Origin of the sequence: Microbacterium sp., assembly GCF_047607225.1 — a bacterium.
Lineage (GTDB): Bacteria > Actinomycetota > Actinomycetes > Actinomycetales > Microbacteriaceae > Microbacterium.
Genome location: NZ_JASGDO010000057.1, coordinates 1 through 23,453 on the forward strand (window position 1 = coordinate 1; position 23,453 = coordinate 23,453).

Sequence of the window (23,453 nt, forward strand, 5' to 3'; positions counted from 1 at the left end):
CGCGACGCGAGATCGCCGCGCGCGCCGCTGGGAGCACGGCCCGCGACGGGGGCGACGCCCGCGACGGGGGCGGCGGCGGCGTCCTCTTCAACGACGTCGTCGCGCCCGACACCCGCGGGATCGGACAGCTCCGCGCCGACGCTTTCGCCGACCTGCTGCTCACAGGCCACGCGACTCCCGAGATCTCCCACGCCTCCGTTCCCGAGGCCGAGGCGATCGTCGCGCACGTGCAGGTCACCGTCCCTGTCCTCACCGCCCTCGGCCACGATGTCACTCCGGCGTCACTGGTCGGGCGCTCGCCGATCGACACCGCGACGGCCCTCCGGCTGGCCCGAACCGCGCCCGGATGGGATCGGGTGCTCACCCACCCCATCAGCGGCGGTGTTCTCGCCGTCGATCGATACCGGCCCAGCGAGCACCTGCGTCGCATTCTGAGTGTCCGGGACGAGCACTGCCGATTCCCGGGATGCCGGGTTCCGGTTCGCCGATGTGATATCGACCACACGGTGGCGCGGGAGCACGACGGTCCGACCGAGGTCATGAACCTCGCTCACCTCTGCCGACGGCATCACACACTGAAGCACCGTTCGGCGTGGCGGGTCACGCAGACTCCCGATGGGGTTCTTCACTGGACGAGTCCCCTCGGGCGTGACTACCCAGACGCCCCGGCTCGCACTCTCGTGTTCGCCGCCGACGGAGCCGCGCCCGTGGCCGACACCGATCCGCCCCCGTTCTGATCGGCATCGCTACCGGTGTCCCTGCCCGCTTCTAGGCTGGAGCCATGCATACTCGCGCCCTCGCATCCACCGGCCGGTCGGTGTCGTCCATCGGTCTCGGCACTTGGCAGCTCGGAGCCGATTGGGGTGATGTCGACGAAGCCGACGCGTTCGCGATCCTCGACGCGTCGGTGGGCGCGGGGGTGACCCTCTTCGACACTGCCGACGTCTACGGCGACGGACGGAGCGAGTCGCTGATCGGCCGATTCCTCGCCGACCGGCCGGGCCACGGCATCACCGTCGCCACCAAGATGGGGCGCCGCCAGGACCAGGTCCCCGAGAACTACACGCCCGAGAACTTCCGCGCCTGGACCGACCGCTCGCGCCGGAACCTGGGTGTCGACACCCTCGATCTGGTCCAGCTGCACTGCCCGCCGTCGGCCGTGATCGACGACGACGCGACGTACGAGGCCCTCGACGCCCTCGTCGACGACGGCGCCATCGCGGCGTATGGCGTCTCCGTCGAGACGACCGCCCAGGCCCTCTCGGCACTTCGCCAGCCCCGGCTCAGCAACCTGCAGATCATCGTCAACCCGTTCCGGCTGAAGCCTCTCGACGAGGTGCTGCCCCGGGCCGCCGCCGCGGGCGTCGCGGTCTTCGCCCGCGTGCCCCTGGCCTCGGGCCTCCTCAGCGGAAAGTACTCCGCCGACACGCGCTTCGCCGCCAACGATCACCGCACCTACAACCGCCACGGCGAAGCGTTCGACAAGGGGGAGACCTTCTCCGGCGTCGACTTCGAGACGGGGCTCCAGGCCGTGTCCGAGCTCAGCGCGGCTCTGCCTGCCGGAATGTCGCTCCCTGCCGCCACGCTCGCGTGGATCGCCGCGCTCCCGGGAGTGACGAGCGTGATCCCCGGGGCGCGTACCCCTGCGCAGGCGCGGGCCAACGCCGCCGCCGGTGACCTCGAGGCCGACCTCACGGCCTTCGACGCGGCCGTGCGCGACGTCTACGATCGGCTGCTGCGCGCCGAGATCCACCCGCAGTGGTAGCGGCCCCGGGCGCATCGCCCCTGACGACCCGCGAGCCGGCCTCGTGATCGTCGAGTTCACGGCGCCCGTCTTCCGGTGGGAGGCCCGCTCCGACGACTGGTACTTCGTCGCCCTGCCCTCGGAGCTCTCCGACGACGTCCGGGAGATCCCGCGTCCGCCGCGGGGATTCGGCGCCGTCGCCGTGCGCGCGCAGGTGGGATCGTCGAGCTGGCGCACGTCGATCTTCCCCGATGCGGAGCGCAGCGCCTACGTGCTGCCCCTCAAGCGTTCGGTCCGGATCGCGGAGGGGATCGCTGACGAGGGCGTGGTAGCGGTGCGCCTGGAGATCTTCGATTCGTGAGGCCGCGTCAGTCCGCTCGCGAGCCCGGACACCCGAGCGCTACCTCAGGAAACACAGATTTCACATTTCTCTCAGAAATCTCATTGACAACAACATGAGAGACCTCTAATGATTGGTGGTGGAGAGGGAGTAACGTCCTCGCGGCGGGCCTCTCGAACCAACCGGCACATGTCTCGGTAACTCCCCCCGGATCCGAGATCCCCCCAGATGTGCACACCCCCCAACGAGTGCACACGTGTGTCGGCGTCCTGTTCACACCCCCCAAGGAGAAGGCACGCTCATGCGCACTTTCCGCAACTATGTCCAGGCTGAGAAGGCCCGTCGCGAGGAGACCGGTGACGAGGGCTTCTCGCTCATCGAACTGATCGTCGTAGTGGTAATCCTCGGCATCCTCGCCGCCGTCGCCATCCCGATCTTCCTCAACATCCAGCAGCAGGCCAAAGACAACGCTGCTGCGACTGTCGCCGCCAACGGCGCGACCCAGGCCGCCGCCCAGATGGCGAAGGGCACCGCAGCCAACGCGGTCGACCTCAACAACCTCAAGACCGGCGACGCGACCAACGTCGCGTTGAAGGACACGACGATCACCGACATCGACGACATCTGTGTCGTCGTCACCTACGCCGGTGTGACCCCCAACAAGGAGTCGGGCCCGGGCTGCACGCCGGCGCCGACCACCACGCCGTAAGTTCCAGCACTACGCCGCGAGGCCGGCCCGACCCGTACGGGCCGGCCTCGACGTCTCTCCCCGTCCCACACCTCGTCCCCCCCCGGAGGTGCCCGTGCTCGCGCGCGATGACGGCGTCAGCCTCGTCGAGGTCGTGGTCGCCATGCTCCTGCTCGCCGTTCTCTCACTCGGTGTCCTGCCGCTGATGATCGGCTTGTCGCAGCGCAGCGTCGACAATCGCACTGCGCTGTCGGCGACCTCATTCGGCCGCGATGAGCTCGCCAAGATCCAGGCCGCCTTTCCCGCGACGCCCGGCACGACCACGACGCGCTGTGCCGACCTCCTCGCCCGGGCCGCCGCGCCGGCGGTCACCGACGCGGCGAGCGGGTTCACGGCGAGAGTGACCGTCGGGGTGTCGGCCTGCCCCGCGACCTACCCGGCCTCGCTTCCCGTCGCGGTGACGGTGTCCGACGCCGGCCGCGTCGTCACGACGCTCGCCTCCCAGGTGCGGGTGGGCGCGCCATGAGCGTGCCATCGTCCTCGTCCCAAGAGTCGGGCATGTCGCTGATCGAGCTCCTGGTCGTCATCGTCGTCTCCGGGATCCTGCTGTCCGTCGTGGCCGCGGTCTTCGTCAACGGGTGGACGGCGCAGCAGCAGGCGTCGGCGCGAAACTCCGCGACGGCCGAGCTCAACGCCGTCACCGCCGGGGTGACCGAGAGCGTGCGCGACGCGACCGTCACGCGCGTTAGTGCCGGCGGGATGCGCCTGGATGCCAAAGTGCTCGGTGCCGACGGCGCGACGTGGCAGTGCCGCGCGTGGCAGCTCGATGCCGGCCAACTGCGCTACAGCTCGGGAGCGTCGGCCCGTCCGGTGTCGTCGGCCACGTGGACCCCGATCGCGTCCGGAGTGCGCGGCACGTTCACCAGTGGAGCCGCCTTCAGCTCGTCCGGCACTCGTATCTCGCTGGGACTGCGCATGACGCGCGGCGACGTCTCCGTCACGGTCACCAGCGGCGCGGCCGCTCAGGTCGTCCAGGGAGGAGGGCCCGCATGCTGGTGACTCTCTCTCCATCGCGCAGGCGACGGCTCCCGGGCGACGACGACGGCTCCACGCTGATCACGGTGCTCATCGTGATGCTGGTGCTCACCGTGGGTGCCCTGGCCTTGTCCGCCGTCATCGTCAACACGACCGGCATGCTCACCGGATCCAGCAACCGCGCGAAGGTGCAGGCGGCCGTCGACGCCGGCATCGCCGCGCAGACGGTGCGCTTGGAGAACGGCACCCTCGTGTGCGGAGCGGCCGGCGGGTCGGCGAAGGTCAATGGCGCAAGCAGCCCCACCTACTCCTACACGCTCGTCTGCGGCGCCGGGATCGCCACGCTCCGGACCACGGCCCGCGTCGGTGCCGAGGCGGCCACGCGACAGGCGGTCTTCTCGATGGCCGAGGACGCGGCCCTGCCGACGCAGGGGGGACCCGGCCTGTTCTACACCTACGGCATGAGCACCCGGCTCAACTCCTACGTCTTCGACGCCGCGCACAGCGAGGTCGGCATCGACGACTTCGTCGGCTCGGCCGGTGTCTACGCATCCACGGGCAAGATCGAGTGCGGCTCGGGATCGGTGTTCCCCGGCGACATCTACACCAAGACCGGCGCGCTGCAGCTCGATTCGGGCTGCACGGTCGAGGGCAACGCCTACATCGGCGACAAGGCGAACGTCAACGGCGGCACGATCAAGGGCTCCCTCATCGCCCCCAAGAACGACAGCCACAACATCGCCGGGACGATCGGCACGACGGCCGGATCCTCGGGCGGCAACGCCTTCCTCGGCGGTACCTTCACCCTGAACAATGGCACGGTCTACGGAAGCGTCACCGCCTCGGGATCGGGCACCAGCACCCTCGGAAGCGGCACGATCAACGGGAACTTCCGCTACAAGGGCAGCTACGGCATCTGGGGCACACCCGCCAATCAGATCGTCAAGGGGGCCCTGGTCAAGGACGCGGCGCTGGCGGCGCCGACCCTCCCCGAGATTCCCGACTGGCAGGACGTGACCTTCACGCCGGTCAACTCATCCACACCCCCCGCAGCCTGGGCCGCCGAGGGCTATAAGCTCACCACGGTGTCGGGGGCAGCGTGCGAGAAGTGGTCCGGCAACAGCGCCGACGTGACCTCTCTGGCGGGCTCCTTGACGAGCCCCATGATCTTCGACATCCGCCAGTGCAGCGGAGGGTTCGACACGAACGCGGGTGGCGCCAAGAAAGAGGTCAAGGTCAACAAGGACATCGCCGTCATCGCGACGCACTGGTATCTCTCCGGTACCAAGTTCGCCAGCGCCGACGGAAACCCCCACACGATCTTCCTCATCACCCCCGACGGCCAGCCGACCGTCGCGGGGCCGCAATGCACCCTTCCGGCGAAGGGGTCGGAACAGCTCAACGACTCGAGTGTCGACCCGAAGATCGCGATCTACATCTACACGCCGTGCCAGATGAAGTTCAACAGCAGCCCGGCGACCTTTCGCGGCCAGGTGTACTCCGGCCAGCTGGCCTTCGGCGGCGGTGTGAAGGTCGCCTTCGCTCCTCGCCACATCCCCGGCTACGACTTCGGCAAGGACGTCGAGCCGTGGCCGGGCACCGAGGGCGGCACCGGCGCGACGACCTTCACGCTCCTGTCCACGCACGATGTGGCCACGACACCATGACCGCCGCATCGTGGTGGGGGCTGGCGCTCGTCTTCACGGCGGCGTTCGGACTCGTCATCGGCTCCTTCCTCAATGTGGTGGTCGCGCGCGTTCCCGCCGGCGTCCCGCTCACGCGCGAAAGCCGCTGCCCGGAATGCGATCGTCCGGTCACGCCGTGGCAGAACGTGCCGATCGTCTCGTGGCTGGCCCTCCGAGGCCGGTGCGCCGCGTGCGGGGGACCGATCTCGGCCCGCTATCCGCTCGTGGAGGCTGCGACCGCACTGGCGTTCCTCGCCGTCGTCTGGATCGTCGGCGACCGCGCCAGCACCGTCGACCCGGGCGGTGTCGTCTCCCTGGTCGCCTACCTCTACCTCGCGGCCATCAGCATCGCCCTCGCCCTGATCGACCTCGACACCCATCGGCTCCCCAACGCCATCGTCCTTCCCTCCTACGTCGTGATCGCCCTTCTGTTCGTCGTGGCTTGGCTCCTGGGCGCGCCGGGGGAGTCGCTCCTGCGCGCTGCCCTGTCGGGCGCCGCCCTGTTCGCCTTCTACGCGCTGCTGCGAGCGGTGCGTCCCGGGGGGATGGGCGGCGGAGACGTGAAGCTCGCCGGCGTGCTGGGAATGGCGCTCGGCTGGATCGGGTGGGGTGCCCTTGCCGTGGGAGCGTTCGCCGCGTTCGTGCTCGGCGGCGTCTTCGGGCTCGTGCTCATCGCGACCCGGCGGGCGACGCGCCGAACCGCCGTCCCCTTCGGGCCCTGGATGATCGCGGGCGCGTGGATCGGCATCGCCGTGGGTCCTCAGATCGCGCAGTGGTACGTGGGAGCCCTGACCGTCGGCTGAGCCGGAGTCGGAGAGAGGAGAACAGCGGATGGCGAAGACGGTCGTAGGACTTGAGATCACCGAGGAGAGCGTGCGGGCAGTGGAGATGTCCACCGGGCGCTCCCCGCGGGTCGTCGCGTTCGGCTCTGTCCCGCTTCCGGAGGGGGCCGCGAAGGACTCGGAGGTCTTCGACACCGATGCGGTCGTCCTGGCTCTGCGTCAGTTGTGGTCGCGCGCCAAGATCACGGGTCGTCGTGTCGTGCTCGGCATCGGAAGCCGTCGAATCCTGGTCCGCGACTACACCACCCAGGCGATGCGACCCGATCTGCTCGCCCAAGCCCTGCCGTTTCAGGTCCAGGACCTCCTGCCGGTCCCGGCCGATCAGGCAGTGCTCGATTTCTACCCCGTCTCGCAGGTGGACGACCAGGTCTCCGGCCTGCTCGTCGCGGCGGTCGCCGAGACCGTCGATGAGCTCGTGACCGCTGTCTCCCGTGCGAAGCTGACCGTCGACAGCGTCGATCTGGCACCGTTCGCGCTCACGCGCGCCGTCAGCGCGCTCGCGGCGCCGGGGGAGACCGTGGCGGCTCTGCACCTGGGCGACCACACGAGCTACGTCGTGGTGATGCGCGACGGGGTTCCGCGCTTCGTGCGCATCATCCCGATGGAGATCGCCACGGCGGCCGTCCGCGCGCGCTCCGCCCTCGCCGAGTCGGCGTCGGACACCGAGGTGGACGCCGAGGCGCCCCGCTTCGAGGAGGCGGCGGAACTGGTCGCGGTGGGAGCTCCGGTGGTGCGTCGCCGGGCGGACCTCCGAGGAACGGTCCGCCCCGTGTCGATGACCGACGCGGAGATCGGCGTCGTCGTCTCGCGCCTCGGGAGCACGCTGCGCTTCTACGCGGATCGCTCCGCCGACGCACCGGTCAACCGCGTGCTGGTCAGCGGGGCCGGGGCTGTCGTCCCGGGCATCGGAGACGCGCTGGCGGCGAGTCTGCCGATGCCGGTGGAACTGGTGGGCCTTTCGACGGTGACCGCCTCGACGCTGGCGATCCCGGCCGGCGATCTCGACGTCGACCTGCTCACGACGGGCGGCCTTGCCGGAGCGGGGGCGCGAGCATGACGGCACGATCCACCTCATCGGCTCTCGTCCTCGGCGGGCCTGCGCACGTCAACCTCATGCCGCGCGCCGCGATCGACCGCCGGGAACGTGCGGGTCTTCTCCGTCGCTGGGCGTGGGGTCTGGGTGCGACCCTCCTCACGGTCGCGCTCCTGAGCGCCGCGGCGTTCGGCTTGCAGACGATGGCCGCGCAGCGCCTCTCCGCCGCCAACGCGCACACCACTCAGCTCCTCTCCGACCTCTCTGCCCTTCAACCCGTGCGGCAGAAACTCGACCTGCAGCAGAGTCTGTCCGACTTCCGGTCCCGTGCCATGGCGGCGGACGTGCGGTGGTCGATCGTGCTCGGTGCGGTCGCCGCTCGTCTGCCCGCCGGCGTCTCGATCGCCGATGTCGAGCTCTCCCCAGGTCCCGTTCCCCAGGGCGACGATCCCACGACCCAGGTCGGCGTCTATGGCCACATCATCCTCACGAGCACAGACCCCGCTGACATCGTGCCGGTGATCCGTCGACTGCGCACGCTTCCCGGCGCCACCGACGTCGACGGATGGACCCAGACCCTCGAAGAGGGCGTCTACCGTCACGACATCTCGGTGACCCTCGACCAGTCGGTGTACACCGGCGCCTACGAGGCGGAGGAGGGCTGAGGGATGAACAGGCAGCTCATCAACCTGGCCGGAGTGCTCACCGTCCTGGCTCTGCTGGTCGCCGGGATCGTGGCCATCGCGTTGCCGATGTACGGGACGGCGCAGAGCACGGATGCCCAGACGACCACGGTCGAGAACGCCAACGACGTCTACGAGCAGCAGATCGCTCAGCTGTCGCGGGCCGGGGAGACGATCAGCGGCGTCGACAGCGATCTCACGGAGCTCCGCCGTGAGATCGCCGCCGCCCCGCAGCTCGACGACGTGCAGCAGCTCGTCTCCGACGCCGCGCGCACCGTCGACGTCCAGGTGAAGTCGGTGACGATCGGTGATCCGGTGCCGTGGGCCGAGCGCACGTCGATCACCGAGGACGATGCGGCCCCCGCGCCGGCCGATCCCGCGGCAGAGGCGGCGGAGGGGGCGACGCCGGAGGCGACTGACGCCGTCGCCGAGGGCACGTCCGACGACCCGACCTCCGCGCCGGCGACTCCGACCGGCGATCCCGCGTCTCCGCAGCAACAGGTTCTCGTGACGATCGTGATCGATCTCACCGCTTCCTACACGGACACCGGGGACAGCGGCGGCTCCGGGCAACTCGACGGCAACGCCCTCGCCGACCGCGCGAGCCGGATGGCGGCCTTCGTCGACGCGCTCGGGCGCGGGCCCCGGCTGCTGTTCTCCGTGAAGCTCTCCACCGACGACAAAGAGCTCACCGTGACCGCCCTGACCTTCTTCCAGACGGAGGCACCATGATCGCCGACACCTCTCCGCTCGACGCCCTGCTGCGCGTCGCGGCCGACCTCCGCGCGTCCGACGTCCACCTCACCGCCGACCATCCTCCGCAGATCCGGATCGACGGCGACCTCGCACTCGTCCCCGGATTCGAGAGTCCGACGAGCGCGAACTGGCTCGAATCGGCGATCGGAGGCATCCTCACCCCGGAACAGGTCGCAGAGTTTCGCGCCTCGGGCGAAGTCGACCTGTCGATCACGGTGCCCGAGGTGGCCCGGTTCCGCGTGAACGTGTTCCGCCAGCTCGGTCGGGTGGCCGTGGCACTGCGTTTCATCCCGGAACGGATCAAGAGCTTCGAGGAGCTCGGGGTTCCGCGGATCGCCGCCGAACTCGTGATGAAGCCGCGTGGTCTCGTACTGGTGACGGGGCCGACCGGCTCGGGGAAGTCGACCACGCTCGCCTCGATGATCGACGTCGTCAATCGGAGCAAGCCCGCGCACATCGTCACGGTGGAAGACCCCGTGGAGTTCCAGCACACGAGCAAGCGGGCGCTGATCCATCAGCGGGAGATCGGCAGTGACACCGCGTCGTTCTCTGAGGCCTTGCGCCGTGTGCTCCGCCAAGACCCCGACATCATCCTGATCGGGGAGCTCCGTGACCAGGAGTCGATCTCCACGGCGCTCACGGCGGCCGAGACCGGTCACCTCGTCCTCTCGACCCTGCACACGCAGAGCGCCGCGAAGTCGATCAACCGCATCGTCGACGCGTTTCCGTCCGATCAGCAGAACCAGATCCGCACGCAGTTGGGCGACACGCTCCGGGGCATCATCACCCAGACGCTCCTTCCCCGGGCGCAGTCGGAGGGACGCGTGATCGCCACCGAAGTGCTGGTCAACACTCCCGCCATCGCCAACCTCATCCGCGAGGGCGAGATCAGCCAGATCTACTCGATGCTGCAGGCCGGAGGATCCGTCGGCATGCACACCCTCGATCAAGACCTGCAGCGCCTCGTCGCCGACGGGTCCATCTCGCTGACCCTGGCTCGCGAGATCGCCGAGGATCCGCGCAGCTTCGACGAGACGAAGGTGCGCCCCGCCGACTACGACGCGGAGGCCTGGACCATGCACGCATCGGAGCGCTCGGCGAGCGGGTGGGGCCACTGATGCCGCTCGTCGAGGAGTACGCGTACCGCGCCGTCGACACGACCGGCGGCGGCATCGTGAAGGGGACGCTGGAGGCATCCAGTCAGGGCGCCGTCGCCGCGAAGCTGCGCGCGCAGGGGCTGACGCCGCTGGAAGTGACCCTCACCTCCAAGACGGGGCTGCACCGCGAGATCACGATCCCGGGCTTCGTCAAGCGCGTGAAGGTCGCCACCCTCGCCGTGTTCGCCAAGCAGATGGCGGGGCTCATCAACGCCGGACTGCCCCTCATGCGCACGCTGTCGATCCTCATCGACCAGGCCGAGGATGCTCAGCTGCGCGACGCCCTCGTCAAGGTGCACGCGGCCGTCGAGTCCGGATCGGCGTTCTCGGCTGCTCTCGGTCAGCACCCGAGCGTCTTTCCGCCGCTCATGGTGAGCATGGTCCGCGTGGGGGAGTCGGGGGGGTTCCTCGGGCAGTCGCTCAGCACGATCGCCGAGACGTACAAGAACGAGGCCGAACTGCAGGACAAGATCCGCTCGGCGACGACCTACCCCCTCATCGTCCTCAGCATCGCGATCGTCGGCGTCATCGCGATGGTGACTTTCGTCGTCCCGGTGTTCGAGGGCATGTTCGCGAACCTCGGGTCGGAGTTGCCGGTCCCCACCCAGATCATCGTCTCGATCTCGCACAGCATGGTGTGGGCACTGCCGACCCTCATCGTGCTCGGGATCGCGTTCTCGATCTGGTGGATGAGGTTCCGCACCTCCGACGCCGTCCGCCGGGTCGTCGATCCGCTCAAGCTCCGCATGCCGGTGTTCGGTCCCCTCGCCACGAAGATCGCCGTCGCCCGCTTCAGCCGCGGACTGTCGATGATGCTCAACGCGGGCGTGCCGCTCGTCCAAGCGCTCGCGATCGTCGGCGCGGCCTCGAACAACTACCGGATCGAACAAGCCGTGCGGGCCGTCCAGGAATCGGTGCGCCAGGGCAAGTCCTTCTCCACGCCACTCGCCAAGGCCGAGGTCTTCCCGCCGATGGTCGCGCAAATGGCCGCGGTCGGTGAGGAGTCCGGCACGCTCCCCGACATGTTGGCCAGCATCGCCGACTTCTACGAGGGCGAAGTGCAGACCGCGACCGAGCAGTTGACGTCCTCGATCGAGCCGATCCTCATCGTGGGGATCGGGATCATCATCGGCGGAATGGTGGTCTCCCTGTATCTGCCGATCTTCTCCATCTACGGCGAGCTGGGCCAATCCGGATAGGTTTCCCACAACGGCGGGGCGTGCGGAACTGGGGAGGGACGCACGCCCCGCTTCCTCTTGCGATCGCCTCTGGCGAACTCGGCCTCGCTCGCGTCGTCAGAGCGAGACGCGCAGGATCTCCTCGATCGTCGTGATCCCTTCCGACACTTTGGCGAAGCCGTCCTCGCGGAGCGACACCAGGCCCTCGTCGATCGCCGTCGCGCGCAGTTCCGAGCCCGTCGCGTGCGACACGACGAGCTGCTCGAGGCGTTCGGTCACCTCCATCACCTCATGCAGAGCCACGCGTCCGCGGTACCCCGTGCCGGAGCACTCGGGGCAGCCGACCGCGCGATACAGCACGGGGGGATCGAGCGGATTGTGCGGAAAGCCCACCGAGGCGAGCACGTCGGGGCTTTCCGGATAGCTCTCCCGACACTTCATGCACAGCCGCCGGGCGAGTCGCTGCGCCACCACGGCTGACAGGGCGGTGCCCACGAGGTAGGGCTCGCAGCCGATCTCCACGAGACGGGTGAGGGCGCTGGGTGCATCGTTGGTGTGCAGGGTCGACAGGACGAGGTGTCCGGTCAGCGCCGCCTCGATGGAGATCGTGGCGGTCTCCTTGTCGCGGATCTCTCCGACGAGGACGACGTCGGGGTCCGAACGGAGGATGGAGCGCAACGCTGCCTGGAACGTCATGCCGGCGCGCTGGTTGACCTGCACCTGGTTGATGCCGGCGATCCGGTACTCCACGGGGTCCTCGACCGTGATCACGTTGATCCGCGGGTTGGCGACGGCCCCCAGCGCCGTGTAGAGCGTCGTCGACTTCCCCGACCCCGTCGGTCCCGTCACGAGCACCATCCCGTGGGGTCTGCCGATCGCGGCGCGGAACTTCTGTTCGTTGCGGAGCGAGAACCGCAGGTCGCTCATCGACAGCGACTGCGCGGAGCTGTCGAGGATCCGCATGACGATCTTCTCGCCCCACACCGTGGGCAGGGTCGCGAGGCGCAGATCGATCTGGCGACCGTCGTGATGAACCGAGAGTCGCCCGTCCTGAGGGCGGCGGCGTTCGGCGATGTCGATCGCCGACATGATCTTCAGTCGTGAGATCACGCCGTCCTGGATGGCGCGGTCGGCGCGTTGCATCTCGTGGAGGACGCCGTCGATGCGGTACCGCACCGTGAGGAACTTCTCGCCCGGCTCGATATGGATGTCGCTGGCCCGGTCGTTGATCGCTTGTGCGATGAGCAGGTTGACGAACCGGACCACAGGAGCGTCGTCGACCTGCTCCTCGATGGACTCGGTGCCTCCCGTTCCGTCGGAGGCGGCGATCTCGCCGATCTGCTCGGACAGATCCAGCAGTTCCTCGTCGGAACGCAGCAGGCGCGCGAAGGCCGCCTCCAGCGCATCGGCGGCGACCACGACGGGTCGCACGTTCAGCTCGGTGGCCGTGGTGATGTCGTCGATCGCGATGAGGTCGGTCGGATCGGCCATTCCGACGGTGAGGCTTCGTCGGCCGCGGCCCACGGGGATCACCTGGTAGCGGCGGCAGAGGGCGGCCGGGACCGCCGAGACGATGTCCGGGGAGAGGTCCACATCCGAGAGGTCGACGAAGGCGAGACCGGTCTGACGCGCGATCGCCTGCGCCAGCTGGCGTTCCGAGACCAGTCCCGCATCCAGGAGCCGGCGCCGGAGCTCCGCTCCCTCGCCCACTTCGGCGACGACGTCGGACACCACCTCCGCGCTGATCGCCCCGGTGCGCACCAGGCTTTCCGCGAGTCCCTTCACGGCGCCCCTTTCCCTCGAAGTATCGTATGCCTCCTCGCGCGGGTGTGAAAGAACGAGATCAACGTGATTCCTGTGACAGAAGTGGTTGGCGGACATCGTCTTGCTCCCTCACCCGACCCACGTCAACCCCCGATCCGCCGTGGTGACTGTCGCCTAGGGTGGGCGGCATGGATGTCGCGCGACTGACCGCTCGAGCCCTCTCGCTGAAGCCCGTCCGTGCGTTTCTGCGGTACAGCGAACATCGTGGCCCCCTGCTGGCGGACAGCGTCACGTATCGGGCCCTCTTCAGCATCTTCGCCGCGGTGCTGCTCGGGTTCTCGATCGCCGCGCTCTGGCTCGCCGGCGACAAGGAGGCCTGGAACGCGCTGCTCGAAGCGATCGATCGCGCGATCCCGGGGCTCGTCGGACCCGACGGCATCATCACCCCCGACGCTGTCGCCATTCCGGCCGGCCTGTCGATCGCGGGAATCCTCTCCTTGCTCGGTCTCGTCGGCGCCGCGATCGGCGCGATCGGGTCGCTTCGCACGGCGCTGCACGTGATCGCCGATCGCCCGACCGACGACCTCGTCTGGTGGGCCGTGATCCTTCGGAACCTCGGCGTCGCGATCGGTGCCGCCCTCGCTCTCGGGGCTTCCGCGGCGATGACCGTGCTGGGGACGGCCGGGCTCGGCGTCGTGGCGGGATGGATCGGCCTCCCCGAGGACCATCCACTGCTGTCGTGGGGCACGCGATCGCTCGCCATCGTCGTGACGTTCGCGCTCGATGCCGTCGCGGTCGCCGCGCTCTTCCGGATCCTCTCGGGCGTGCGCGCCGACGGGCGGTCGCTGTGGGCGGGAGCGCTGCTGGGTGCCGCGGGGCTGACGGTCCTGCAGACCCTCTCCGGACTGTTCGTCGGCGGGGCGACATCCAACCCGCTGCTGGCGTCGTTCGCGTCGCTCATCGCCTTGCTGCTGTGGGTCAACCTGTCGGCGCAGGTCATCCTGATCGCGAGCGCCTACATCCTCGAAGGCGTCGCCGAGCGACACGACCGGGTGCGGGCGCGGCACGGGGCGGACACCTTCCTGGCTCGCCGGGTCCAGCGCGCCGAAGACGAGGTCCGGGTCGCGACGGCTGAGCTGGAGAAGGCCCGCGCCGATGCCGACGACGCCGCGCGGGAGGCGGACGAGAAGGCGCGGTCCGCGGAGGGGAAGTCGCGGTCCGAAGACGAGAATGCGTCGAGTGTGTAAACACTGATCGCGATCACGGCCCGAGGGGATCGGGCAGCCTCGTCCGAGTGTGTACCTTCGTAAGGTGCCCGAGAACGACTTCGCCGCGGCGTCCGCGTCGCACCCGCTGCATGCCACCCACCCGCTCGCGCTGGCTCCCGTGACCGGACCGGCCAGTTCGGTCGACGGATTCGTCCGCCAGTTCCTCCGCAACCTCAACTACGAACGCGGCGTGCCGCTGTCGGCGTCGAGTGTCACCGACCGCTACTACGCGTTCGCCATGACGGTGCGGGATTACCTCATGGCGCGCTGGCTCGAAGACCAGCGCCGTCAGCGCGAACAGCAGGCCAAGGGTGTCTGCTATCTCTCCGCGGAGTACCTCCTCGGCAGACAGCTCGACAACAACCTGTTGGCCTCGGGCCTCACCGACATCGCCACGGAGGCGATGGCGGCATGCGGGATCGACATCGACGAGCTGCGCGCTCAGGAGGTGGAGCCGGGGCTGGGTAACGGCGGTCTCGGACGCCTCGCCGCGTGCTTCATCGACTCCCTCGCCACCTTGAGCGTCCCCAACATCGGCTACGGCATCCGCTACGAGTACGGCATCTTCCGTCAGACCTTCGTCGACGGTCAGCAGGTCGAGCAGCCCGACGCCTGGCTTGCGATGGACACCCCGTGGGAGTTCCCGCACCCCGAAGCTGCTCAGGAGATCTCCTTCGGCGGTCACACCGAGACCTACGACGATGACGGTGTGCTCCGCAGCCGCTGGATCCCCGGCTGGAATGTGCAGGCGCTGCCCTACAACTACATGGTCCCCGGCTACCAGAACGGCCGTGTCAACACCCTCCGCCTCTGGAGCGCGAAGGCCACCGACTCCTTCGACCTGCGCGTCTTCAACTCCGGCGACTACGAGGAGGCGGTACGGGCGCAGACGTTCGCCGAGAACATCTCCAAGGTGCTCTATCCGGAAGACTCCACGCCCCAGGGCAAGGAGCTGCGCCTCCAGCAGCAGTACTTCTTCGTGGCCGCCTCCATCGCCGACTTCCTCCAGCACCAGCTCGCCGACGGTTTCGATCTCGCCGGGCTCCCGGACCGCGTGATCTTCCAGCTCAACGACACCCACCCCGTCATCGCCGTGCCCGAGCTCATGCGCGTGCTGGTCGACGAGAAGAAGCTCGAGTGGGACGAGGCCTGGAAGATCACGCAAGGTTGCTTCGCCTACACGTGCCACACGCTGCTTCCCGAGGCGCTCGAGGTGTGGCCGGTCGACCTGCTCGGCCGGTTGCTTCCTCGGCATCTGGAGATCATCTACCGGATCAACGACGAGTTCCTCGCCGCCGTACGGGAGCGCTTCGGCGACGACGAGATGCGGATCCGCAACATGTCGATCATCGGAGAGGTGCCGGTCCGCTCCGTGCGGATGGCCTACCTCGCCACGGTCGCCGGGGCGAAGGTCAACGGCGTCGCGGAACTGCATTCCCAGCTCCTGCGCGACAAGGTCCTGCCCGACTTCAACGAGTTCTACCCGGGCAAGTTCACCAACGTCACCAACGGCGTCACGCCGCGCCGGTTCGTCCGGCTCGCCAACCCCGAGCTGTCGGGCCTGATCACCGAGGCGCTCGGCACGGGCTGGATCACCGACCTGGAGCGCCTCCGCGAGCTCGAGTCCTATGCGGAGGATCCGGAGTTCCGCGCGCGGTTCCGCGAGGTCAAGGCCGCCAACAAGCGCCGGCTCTCCCACGTCCTCCACGTCCGCGACGGGTTCGATGTCAGCGACGGGCACATGCTCGACGTCATGGTCAAGCGTCTGCACGAGTACAAGCGTCAGATGCTCAAGCTGCTCCACATCGTCACCGCGTACGAAGGGATCGTGTCGGGGCGCGTCGACGTCGCCGACATCCAGCCGCGCACGTTCATCTTCGGCGCCAAGGCGGCGCCCGGGTACGTCATGGCCAAGCAGATCATCCACCTGATCAACGCGGTCGGCTCGGTCGTCAACGCCGATCCTCGCGTCGCCGACCGGCTGAAGGTCCTCTTCCCGCCGAACTACAACGTCACCCTCGCGGAGCGCGTCATTCCCGCCGCCGACCTCTCCGAGCAGATCTCGCTCGCCGGCAAGGAGGCGTCGGGGACGGGCAACATGAAGTTCGCGCTCAACGGCGCCTTGACGATCGGCACGGATGACGGCGCCAACGTCGAGATCCGCGAGCTGGTCGGCGACGACAACTTCTTCCTCTTCGGCATGAGCGAGCCGGAGGTCGAAGCGCTGTGGGCCCGCGGCTACCGGCCGGCCGACTTCTATCAGGCGGACGAGGGCCTGCGGCGGGCGATCGATCTCATCGCCTCGGGCGCCTTCTCCGGCGGCGACAAGCGCGTGTTCGAGCCGATCGTCTCGAACCTCCTGTACGACGACCGCTTCATGGTCCTCGCCGACTACTCGTCCTACATCCAGGCGCAGGCCACGGTCGACGCCGCGTACCAGGACCAGGACGCGTGGACGCGCTCGGCGATCCTCAACGTCGCCCGGTGCGGGTTCTTCTCCTCGGACCGTTCGATGCGCGACTACATCGAGCGCATCTGGCACACCCCACCCGTCCTCTGACGTCCGGGGCTCACCGGGCGTAACGCTCGACGAAGGCCCGGAGGATCGAGGACGTGTGCGTCACGGGAGCGCGGCGGACGGCGGCAAGGGTGAGGTGGAGCTCGTCGGCGCCGAAGTAGCCGTGGTCGGCGTAGGCGTGGATGCGGGTCGTGATCCCCGCCACGTCCAGCTCGGGATGGAACTGCGTCGCGTACACGTTCTGTCCCACCCGGAACATCTGCACGGGGCAGGCGTCGCCGCGCGCGAGCAGGGTCGCCGAGGGCGGGAGCACCGTGATCGCCTCCTTGTGACCGACGAACGCGGTGAACCGGTCGGGGAGTGCGGCAAGGAGCGGGTCGGCGGCGCCCTCGGGCGTCCGCTCGATCTCGATGACGCTGATCGGCTCACGATACGTGCGATCGATCACGGCGCCCTGATGCGCGCCGAGAGTCCCGACCCCGTAGCAGGCTCCGAGGAAGGGGAAGTCTCGGGCCACGACGTCGTCCAGGAGCGTGCGGAACTCGGCCTCGACGCGTCGTTGCACATCACTCTTGTCCTCATCGCGGTCCGACGCGTTGAAGGGACCGCCCCCGACGAAGATGCCCGACCACTCGTCGAGGTCGATGGGGCCGAGTGGGCTCGCTTCCAGGCGCATCCGGACGAGCTGGTCCTCGCTCAGCCCGGTGAAGCGCAGGAAGAGGGCGTACTCCTCGTCGGCGGGGACGTCTTCGGCGCGGGTGGCCAGCAGTAGGAAGGGTTTCATCGGCTGTCGAGTCTATGCGTCGCGACGGGGAAGCCGTGACGCGGGGGCTAGGGTGGGAAGCGGAGGTCATCATGGCAATTGCGCGCCTGCACGGCGGTCCCCTCGACGGACAGCTCATCCCGGTCGACGACGTGACTCAGGACCAGTTGATCCTGCCCTACAGTGAGACCCAGGTGGTCTATGAGCGCGCGGGCGAGGCGGAGAACACGGGCGACGGCGACGGCCCCACGTCCGCCGATTATCGCTACGTCGAGGCGCAGGACGACATCGACCCCGATCCCGACGGTCGCGACGACTGACTTGGTCGCCGAGCACTCGCTGGAGATCGAGCGCAAGTACGACGTCGACGACGACAGCCCGCTCCCTGACTGGAGCGCTCTCCCGGGCGTCGCTCTGGTGCGGGAGCCGGAGTCGCGCTCGCTCGATGCCACCTACTTCGACACGATCGACGGTGCGCTCGCGCGGTCGGCGATCGCCGTCCGACGCCGCGAGGGCGGCCCGGACAGCGGCTGGCACGTGAAGCGGTCCACTCCCGAGGGCAAGCTCGAGACACGGTGGCCGCTCACGATCGGCGGTGAGGGAGGCGGCTCCGCGGAGCCGGTGCCCGCGGAGGTCGTCGCAGAGGTCGCGTCGTCGGCGGAGCCCCCGTTCGCTCCGATCGCGCGTGTGCGCAATCAGAGGCGTGCCTTCGCACTGGTCGATGCCGATGGCGAGCTCGTCGCCGAGTTCGTCGATGATCGGGTCCTCGCAGACGACCTCCATGCGGCTCGGCAGACGCGGTGGCGCGAGTGGGAGCTCGAGCTCGGACCGCGGGGTCCGCAGGAGGGCTCCGCGCGCGATGAGTTCTTCCGCGCCGCCGATGCCCTGGTCATCGCCGCCGGAGGCCGCGTCTCCTCGTCGTCGTCCAAACTCGGCCGCGCCCTCGGTCACTGACGCGGTGCTGCGGGCGGAGAGAGGTCCGGCCAGGCGACACTTTGCCCGAACGACACTGACGCCGCCCCCGGCTTCGGTGGGGCGGCGTCAGTGGGTGGAGGCCCAGGTTACCCGTTCTCGGGACGCGGGGCCATTCGATCAGAAGTTGATCATGTGCCCGGCGAGGCCGTGGAAGGCCTCCTGAAGGGCCTCGGACAGCGTCGGGTGGGTGTGGACGTTGCGTGCGAGCTCGAGCGCCGTGAGGTCCCACTTCTGCGCGAGGGTGAGCTCGGGGAGGAGCTCCGACACATCGGGTCCGATGAGGTGGCCACCGACGAGCTCCAGGTGCTCGGCGTCGGCGATCAGCTTGACGAAGCCGACCGGCTCGCCGAGACCGTGCGCCTTGCCGTTGGCCATGAACGGGAAGGTCGCCACCTTGTACTCGCGGCCCGTCTCCTTGTACTGCGCCTCGGTGTAGCCGAACGAGGCGACCTGGGGAGAGCAGAACGTCGCACGGGGCATCATCTTGTAGTCGCCGAGCGTCATGGTCTCAGCGCCGCCGATCGTCTCCGCCGCCACGACACCCTGAGCCTCGGCCACGTGAGCCAGCTGCAGCTTGGCGGTCACGTCGCCGATCGCGTAGATCCCCTCGACGTTCGTGCGCATGTGGTCGTCGATCTCGATGGCGCCGCGGTCGCTGACCTTGACGCCGGTGTTCTCGAGCCCGAATCCGTCGATGCGGGGAGCGAAGCCGATCGACATGAGGACCTTGTCCGCCTCGATCTGGCCGCTCGCGCCGCTCTTGTTGTCCGTGTAGGTGACCGTCACCTTGTCGCCCGAGTCGACCACGGTCTCCACCTTCGTGGAGACCAAGAGGTCGATGCCGTAGTTCTTGTACTGGCGCGCGATCTCCTTGGACACGTCGGCGTCCTCGTTGGGCAGCGCGCGGTCGAGGAACTCGATGATCGTGACCTTGACGCCGTAGTTGGAGAGCACGTAGGCGAACTCCATGCCGATCGCGCCCGCGCCGACGATGACGATCGACGACGGCAGCTCGCGGGAGAGGATCTGTTCCTCGTAGGTGACGACGTTCTCGCTCAGGGTGACGCCGGGAAGGAGGCGGACGGTCGAACCGGTCGCGATGATGACGTTGTCGAAGGTGACCTCTTCGACCTGGCCGTCGGACTTGGTGACCGTGATCGCCTTGGGGCCCGTGAACGAGCCGCGTCCCTCGAACTCGGTGACCTTGTTCTTCTTCATCAGGTAGTGGATGCCCTTGACGCGTCCGTCGGCGACCTCACGACTGCGGTCCCAGGCGACGCCGAAGTCGAGGGTGAACTCACCCGAGATGCCGAAGAAGTCGGCCTTGTGCTTCAGCGTGTGCGCGATCTCCGCGTTCTTCAGCAGCGCCTTAGAGGGGATGCAGCCGACGTTGAGGCAGACGCCTCCCCAGTACTTCTCTTCGATGATGGCCGTGGACAGTCCGAGCTGTGCGGCGCGGACCGCTGCGACGTAGCCACCAGGGCCGGCACCGAGGACGACGACATTGAAATGAGGCATGCTCCCAGCCTAGTCCTCGCGCGGGCCCCGTCTCCGCGTCAGGAGCACGACGAAGAACACCGCCACGACCGCCACCACGCCCACCACGATCCACACCGGCAGGAGCTCCATGCCGTCCGTCCCCGCGTCGGTGCCTTGCGCACTCGGAGACGGGGAGACGGGGTCGGCGGGCTCCGTCGTGGAGCCGGTGCTCGTGCCCGCGACCACGAAGCCGAACTGGTCGGAGATGGGGTGTCCGTCACTGGAGACCACACGCCAGGTGACAGTGATCTCTCCGGACGCGGAGCCGCTGATGGGCTGGATGACACGGACTCCGTCGACCACGGGGGGTTCGGTGGTCAGCTCCGTTCCTGAGGCGTCGGTCACGACGACGTCGGTGGTCCCGTCTCCGGTCAGGAGCACACCGCTGAAGGTGAGCGTGATCTCCGCAGGCATCTCGGCGACCTCCGATCCCACGGCGGGGTCGGACCCCACCAGCTCGTCGTGTGCGAACGCCGGCGACGCGGCGGAACCTGTGACCAGCGCCGCCGCGAGCGCGAGCACGGCTGCCAGGCGGAGTCGTCGTCCGGTTCGGGCGGGGGAGGCGGAGGAAGCAAGAGCAGCAGGGGTCGTCACCCGATCGACCCTACCGATCGACTCTGGGGGAGTCGCGGCGAGTCCGCCCACTCCTCCCCTGGGCGGAGTCCGTCGCGGCGGCAGAGGGAGGTGTTCTGCGGCTTGTCGTCGAGCCGCGAATCCGTCAGGCTGGGGGAGCGCCCGCGGACCCCGCTCGAGAGTGTCCCGAGCACGAACTCACGCTCAGGGGGAGCGGCCGATCGGTTAGGGTGAATGAGGAGGAGGCCACCGTGGACGAGAACCGTCGACCCGACGACATCCGGCGTGGAGCCGAACCGCACGAGCGCGTCTCTCACGACACGACGCAGACGTTTGGCCACGATTCGGATCTGTCCTTCATCCCGTTCGGAAGCGAGCTGAGCGAGGTCGAGCGCGAAGCGATCGCAGCGCTGCCGTCCCGCTCCGCTATGCTGCTCGTCCGCTCGGGCCCGACGGCCGGAGCGCGATATCTACTGGACACCGATGTCACCACCGTGGGACGCCACCCCGAGGCGGACATCTTCTTCGACGACGTCACGGTGTCCCGCCGTCACGCGGAGCTCAATCGTTCCGGAACGGTCTTCGAGCTCGTGGACCAGCGGTCCCTGAACGGTACCTACGTCAACGGCGAGCGCGTCGACCGGGCGGTCCTCACCGATGGAGCCGAGCTACGCATCGGCAAGTTCCGTCTCAACTTCTTCGCGTCGCCGGTCGATCGCGAGCACGCCGGGTGAGCCCGGCCGCAGCTTCTCGCGGTCGCGCGGCGTCGGCGGGACACCTCAGCATCGGTCAGGTTCTCGCGCGCCTGACGCCGGAGTTCCCCTTGCTGAGCGCGAGCAAACTCCGCTACCTCGAAGTGCAGGGCATCGTATCGCCGGTGCGCACCGACTCCGGTTACCGTAAGTTCTCTCCGACCGACGTCGAGCGCCTCCGCACGACCCTCACGATGCAACGGGATTACGGCATTCCGTTGGCGCGCATTCGTGAGTACCTCGACGACCCGACGGGGGAGCTGGCGAGCATGCCCGCCTCCATCGTGCACGCGGCGCGTCGGTATCGTCGTGACGAGCTCGTGTCCGAGGCGGAGGCGAGCACGTCGCTTCTCAGCGAGGCGATCAGCGCCGGACTCCTGCCTGCGGCAGACACGTTCGACGAGCGGGCTCTGGCAACCCTGCGCGCTCTCGTGGCGCTCGATGCCCACGGAATCCAGCCGCGGCATCTACGCACACTGCGGCAGGCCGCCGAGCGTGACGTCGCGCTCGTGGAGAGCGCGCTGGCACCGCTCCTGCGCAAATCCGATCCGGCTTCGCGCGCTCGCGCACACGAGGTGGCTCCGGAGCTCGTGCGCCGAATCGACGAGCTGCGCGCCGGCCTCGTGCAGGCCGCACTGGAGCGTCTGGCTCCCTGACCGCCGCGACACGCCGAGGCGTGAGAGCCCGATGTCGTTGCCGGGTGCCCCTCCCTCCTCTAGCGTGGAAGCGAACCACCACAACGCAGGAGGCGAAATGACCGCGCACGACGCGATCGGCGAGCCGCAGTTCACCACTGAACTGCTCTTCACCGACGGCCTCCCGCAGATGGACGACGAGGTCGGATATCGGGGCGCCGTCGCCGCTCGTGCCGCAGGCATCACCTATCGTCAGCTCGATTACTGGGCGCGTACCGAGCTCGTCGAGCCCACCGTCCGCGGCGCCTCCGGGTCCGGCTCGCAGCGTCTCTACGGTTTCCGCGACATCCTCGTCCTCAAGCTCGTCAAGCGTCTTCTCGACACCGGAATCTCGCTGCAGCAGATCCGCACCGCGGTCGAGCAGTTGCGGGCGGCGGGCATCCGCGACCTCGCCGGCACGACGCTCATGAGCGACGGCGCATCGGTCTACCTCTGCACCTCGAACGACGAGGTCATCGACTTGGTCAGCCGCGGGCAAGGCGTCTTCGGCATCGCCGTGGGCAAGGTCCTGCACGAAGTGGAGTCGACGCTCCTCGACTTCGACCCGCAGGTGCCCGACCCGGTCGACGAGCTCGCCGCTCGTCGCGCGGTCCGGTCGGCGTAAGCCACCGGAGCCGTTCGCCCCTCAGGCTCGCGCTTCGCCCGCGACCGGAATGCGCCCGGTCCGCATGACGCGGTCCAACAGCGCGTCGAAATCGCCCGCGAGCTCTTGCGCGGAGTCGCCGGGCCAGATGTGGAGGGGCTTGGCGGCGCCCTGGGCCTGCTGAAGCGACGTACGTTCGGGAAGCTGAGGTGACAGCACGAGCGGGCCGAACATGTCGCGCAGCTCCTTGATGCGGAACTGGTGCTCGATCGACTGCGGACGCACGCGGTTGACGACGATGCCCAGGGGCTGGAGGCGGGGAGAGAGGCCGCGCCGGATCTCCTCGATCGCGCGAAGGGCTCGGTCAGCGGCGGCGACCGAGAAGAGACCCGGCTCCGTGACGACGATCACGCGGTCGCTCGCTGCCCACGCCGTGCGCGTGAGTGCGTTGAGCGAGGGAGCGCAGTCGACGAGCACGAGGTCGTAGTCGGCCTCGATCGTCGCGAGCGCCTCCTCGAGCTTCCATACGTCGCGGACGCTGGGGTGCGGGCCGTCGAAGTTGATCGCGGACGGGCTGCCGATGAGGACGTCGATCGTGCCGGGGTGCACTTTCGCCCAGCCGCTGGAGGTGATCGCCTGACGGACCACCTTCTCCTTGGGATTGGCCAGCACATCGGCGATGTTCAAGCGCCCGGCGACCTGGATGTCCATCCCCGTCGACACGTCGGACTGCGGGTCCAGGTCGACGACGAGGGTTCGGACACCTCGAGCGAACGCCGCGGAGGCGAGTCCGAGTGTCACGGTCGTCTTCCCGACCCCCCCCTTAAGTGAGCTGACGGAGAGTACGTGCACGAGGCTCTACGTTACCTTCCCCTAGGCTGT

The 23,453-nt window shown here is 68.6% G+C and carries 25 protein-coding genes; 20 read left to right on the plus strand and 5 right to left on the minus strand.

Features of this window, described 5'->3' with window-relative positions:
- From QM591_RS11250 to QM591_RS11310, 13 genes are all read left to right on the plus strand, one after another.
- Window positions 1-737 (plus strand): HNH endonuclease signature motif containing protein (locus QM591_RS11250; RefSeq protein ID WP_415132493.1); only part of this gene is annotated, 737 nt, incomplete at its 5' end.
- A gap of 44 nt (window positions 738-781) precedes the next feature.
- The gene (locus tag QM591_RS11255; RefSeq protein WP_415132494.1) at window positions 782-1,765 is read left to right on the plus strand and encodes an aldo/keto reductase; all 984 of its coding nucleotides are present in this window, start codon (window positions 782-784) and stop codon (window positions 1,763-1,765) included.
- Window positions 1,766-1,808: 43 nt separating this feature from the next.
- Window positions 1,809-2,105 carry a DUF1905 domain-containing protein gene (locus QM591_RS11260; RefSeq protein ID WP_415132495.1) on the plus strand — a complete coding sequence of 99 codons (297 nt, stop codon included), beginning with the start codon at window positions 1,809-1,811 and terminating at the stop codon, window positions 2,103-2,105.
- A 280-nt stretch (window positions 2,106-2,385) separates the two neighbouring features.
- The gene (locus tag QM591_RS11265) at window positions 2,386-2,793 is read left to right on the plus strand and encodes a type IV pilin protein (protein ID WP_415132496.1); all 408 of its coding nucleotides are present in this window, start codon (window positions 2,386-2,388) and stop codon (window positions 2,791-2,793) included.
- A 94-nt stretch (window positions 2,794-2,887) separates the two neighbouring features.
- Window positions 2,888-3,298, plus strand: a complete 411-nt coding sequence (locus tag QM591_RS11270; protein WP_415132497.1) for a type IV pilus modification PilV family protein — start codon at window positions 2,888-2,890, stop codon at window positions 3,296-3,298.
- Complete coding sequence (locus tag QM591_RS11275) at window positions 3,295-3,831, plus strand: type II secretion system protein (RefSeq protein ID WP_415132498.1); 537 nt, start codon at window positions 3,295-3,297, stop codon at window positions 3,829-3,831. Before QM591_RS11270 ends, QM591_RS11275 begins: the two co-directional genes overlap by 4 nt.
- Window positions 3,822-5,474: a type IV pilus modification PilV family protein gene (locus QM591_RS11280; RefSeq protein WP_415132499.1), complete on the plus strand. Its 1,653-nt coding sequence runs from the start codon at window positions 3,822-3,824 to the stop codon at window positions 5,472-5,474. The genes QM591_RS11275 and QM591_RS11280 overlap by 10 nt, the downstream gene beginning before the upstream one ends.
- Window positions 5,471-6,295 carry a prepilin peptidase gene (locus QM591_RS11285; protein WP_415132500.1) on the plus strand — a complete coding sequence of 275 codons (825 nt, stop codon included), beginning with the start codon at window positions 5,471-5,473 and terminating at the stop codon, window positions 6,293-6,295. The genes QM591_RS11280 and QM591_RS11285 overlap by 4 nt, the downstream gene beginning before the upstream one ends.
- Window positions 6,296-6,323: 28 nt before the next feature.
- Window positions 6,324-7,391, plus strand: a complete 1,068-nt coding sequence (gene pilM / locus QM591_RS11290) for a pilus assembly protein PilM (protein WP_415132501.1) — start codon at window positions 6,324-6,326, stop codon at window positions 7,389-7,391.
- On the plus strand, window positions 7,388-8,032 hold the full coding sequence (locus QM591_RS11295) for a hypothetical protein (RefSeq protein ID WP_415132502.1): 645 nt from the start codon (window positions 7,388-7,390) through the stop codon (window positions 8,030-8,032). The genes pilM and QM591_RS11295 overlap by 4 nt, the downstream gene beginning before the upstream one ends.
- A gap of 3 nt (window positions 8,033-8,035) precedes the next feature.
- Window positions 8,036-8,782 (plus strand): hypothetical protein, encoded by a 747-nt coding sequence (locus QM591_RS11300; protein ID WP_415132503.1) that lies wholly within the window; start codon window positions 8,036-8,038, stop codon window positions 8,780-8,782.
- Window positions 8,779-9,924 carry a type IV pilus twitching motility protein PilT gene (locus tag QM591_RS11305; protein WP_415132504.1) on the plus strand — a complete coding sequence of 382 codons (1,146 nt, stop codon included), beginning with the start codon at window positions 8,779-8,781 and terminating at the stop codon, window positions 9,922-9,924. The genes QM591_RS11300 and QM591_RS11305 overlap by 4 nt, the downstream gene beginning before the upstream one ends.
- On the plus strand, window positions 9,924-11,162 hold the full coding sequence (locus QM591_RS11310; protein ID WP_415132505.1) for a type II secretion system F family protein: 1,239 nt from the start codon (window positions 9,924-9,926) through the stop codon (window positions 11,160-11,162). The genes QM591_RS11305 and QM591_RS11310 overlap by 1 nt, the downstream gene beginning before the upstream one ends.
- A gap of 96 nt (window positions 11,163-11,258) precedes the next feature.
- On the opposite strand, the gene QM591_RS11315 is transcribed toward QM591_RS11310, so the two are convergent.
- Entirely contained in the window at window positions 11,259-12,926 is a 1,668-nt protein-coding gene (locus QM591_RS11315; RefSeq protein WP_415132506.1) for a GspE/PulE family protein, read from the minus strand.
- 167 nt (window positions 12,927-13,093) lie between these two features.
- On the opposite strand from QM591_RS11315, the gene QM591_RS11320 reads away from it, so the two are divergent.
- Window positions 13,094-14,152, plus strand: coding sequence for a YihY/virulence factor BrkB family protein (locus QM591_RS11320; RefSeq protein WP_415132507.1), 1,059 nt, complete (start codon window positions 13,094-13,096; stop codon window positions 14,150-14,152).
- A 106-nt stretch (window positions 14,153-14,258) separates the two neighbouring features.
- Entirely contained in the window at window positions 14,259-16,733 is a 2,475-nt protein-coding gene (locus tag QM591_RS11325; protein WP_415132561.1) for a glycogen/starch/alpha-glucan phosphorylase, read from the plus strand.
- A 10-nt stretch (window positions 16,734-16,743) separates the two neighbouring features.
- Here the strand turns inward: QM591_RS11325 and QM591_RS11330 are convergent, their stop codons facing one another.
- Window positions 16,744-17,475 (minus strand): glutamine amidotransferase, encoded by a 732-nt coding sequence (locus QM591_RS11330; RefSeq protein WP_415132508.1) that lies wholly within the window; start codon window positions 17,473-17,475, stop codon window positions 16,744-16,746.
- Between the two features lie 71 nt (window positions 17,476-17,546).
- On the opposite strand from QM591_RS11330, the gene QM591_RS11335 reads away from it, so the two are divergent.
- Entirely contained in the window at window positions 17,547-17,774 is a 228-nt protein-coding gene (locus QM591_RS11335) for a response regulator (RefSeq protein WP_415132509.1), read from the plus strand.
- A 1-nt stretch (window position 17,775) separates the two neighbouring features.
- A complete protein-coding gene (locus QM591_RS11340) occupies window positions 17,776-18,408 on the plus strand; it encodes a CYTH domain-containing protein (protein ID WP_415132510.1) in 633 nt (210 codons plus the stop codon).
- Between the two features lie 138 nt (window positions 18,409-18,546).
- Here the strand turns inward: QM591_RS11340 and lpdA are convergent, their stop codons facing one another.
- Window positions 18,547-19,947: a dihydrolipoyl dehydrogenase gene (gene lpdA / locus QM591_RS11345; RefSeq protein WP_067159409.1), complete on the minus strand. Its 1,401-nt coding sequence runs from the start codon at window positions 19,945-19,947 to the stop codon at window positions 18,547-18,549.
- A gap of 9 nt (window positions 19,948-19,956) precedes the next feature.
- Window positions 19,957-20,562, minus strand: coding sequence for a copper resistance CopC family protein (locus QM591_RS11350; protein ID WP_415132511.1), 606 nt, complete (start codon window positions 20,560-20,562; stop codon window positions 19,957-19,959).
- Between the two features lie 230 nt (window positions 20,563-20,792).
- Here QM591_RS11350 and QM591_RS11355 point away from each other — a divergent pair, with 230 nt between their 5' ends.
- The 3 genes from QM591_RS11355 (at window position 20,793) to QM591_RS11365 (ending at window position 22,592) form a co-directional block, all read left to right on the plus strand.
- Window positions 20,793-21,275, plus strand: coding sequence for an FHA domain-containing protein (locus QM591_RS11355; protein WP_415132512.1), 483 nt, complete (start codon window positions 20,793-20,795; stop codon window positions 21,273-21,275).
- A complete protein-coding gene (locus QM591_RS11360) occupies window positions 21,272-21,949 on the plus strand; it encodes a MerR family transcriptional regulator (protein WP_415132513.1) in 678 nt (225 codons plus the stop codon). Before QM591_RS11355 ends, QM591_RS11360 begins: the two co-directional genes overlap by 4 nt.
- 97 nt (window positions 21,950-22,046) lie before the next feature.
- Window positions 22,047-22,592: a MerR family transcriptional regulator gene (locus QM591_RS11365; RefSeq protein ID WP_067159418.1), complete on the plus strand. Its 546-nt coding sequence runs from the start codon at window positions 22,047-22,049 to the stop codon at window positions 22,590-22,592.
- Between the two features lie 21 nt (window positions 22,593-22,613).
- Here QM591_RS11365 and QM591_RS11370 read toward each other — a convergent pair whose 3' ends face one another.
- On the minus strand, window positions 22,614-23,423 hold the full coding sequence (locus QM591_RS11370; protein ID WP_067159421.1) for a ParA family protein: 810 nt from the start codon (window positions 23,421-23,423) through the stop codon (window positions 22,614-22,616).
- Between the last annotated feature and the right edge of the window lie 30 nt (window positions 23,424-23,453).

Coding starts and splice junctions, on each gene's coding strand:
- QM591_RS11255 (WP_415132494.1), top strand. CDS start 782: ATGCATACTCGCGCCCTCGCATCCACCGGCCGGTCGGTGTCGTCCATC.
- QM591_RS11265 (WP_415132496.1), top strand. CDS start 2,386: ATGCGCACTTTCCGCAACTATGTCCAGGCTGAGAAGGCCCGTCGCGAG.
- QM591_RS11275 (WP_415132498.1), top strand. CDS start 3,295: ATGAGCGTGCCATCGTCCTCGTCCCAAGAGTCGGGCATGTCGCTGATC.
- QM591_RS11280 (WP_415132499.1), top strand. CDS start 3,822: ATGCTGGTGACTCTCTCTCCATCGCGCAGGCGACGGCTCCCGGGCGAC.
- QM591_RS11285 (WP_415132500.1), top strand. CDS start 5,471: ATGACCGCCGCATCGTGGTGGGGGCTGGCGCTCGTCTTCACGGCGGCG.
- pilM (WP_415132501.1), top strand. CDS start 6,324: ATGGCGAAGACGGTCGTAGGACTTGAGATCACCGAGGAGAGCGTGCGG.
- QM591_RS11295 (WP_415132502.1), top strand. CDS start 7,388: ATGACGGCACGATCCACCTCATCGGCTCTCGTCCTCGGCGGGCCTGCG.
- QM591_RS11300 (WP_415132503.1), top strand. CDS start 8,036: ATGAACAGGCAGCTCATCAACCTGGCCGGAGTGCTCACCGTCCTGGCT.
- QM591_RS11305 (WP_415132504.1), top strand. CDS start 8,779: ATGATCGCCGACACCTCTCCGCTCGACGCCCTGCTGCGCGTCGCGGCC.
- QM591_RS11310 (WP_415132505.1), top strand. CDS start 9,924: ATGCCGCTCGTCGAGGAGTACGCGTACCGCGCCGTCGACACGACCGGC.
- QM591_RS11320 (WP_415132507.1), top strand. CDS start 13,094: ATGGATGTCGCGCGACTGACCGCTCGAGCCCTCTCGCTGAAGCCCGTC.
- QM591_RS11330 (WP_415132508.1), bottom strand. CDS start 17,475: ATGAAACCCTTCCTACTGCTGGCCACCCGCGCCGAAGACGTCCCCGCC.
- QM591_RS11335 (WP_415132509.1), top strand. CDS start 17,547: ATGGCAATTGCGCGCCTGCACGGCGGTCCCCTCGACGGACAGCTCATC.
- lpdA (WP_067159409.1), bottom strand. CDS start 19,947: ATGCCTCATTTCAATGTCGTCGTCCTCGGTGCCGGCCCTGGTGGCTAC.
- QM591_RS11365 (WP_067159418.1), top strand. CDS start 22,047: ATGACCGCGCACGACGCGATCGGCGAGCCGCAGTTCACCACTGAACTG.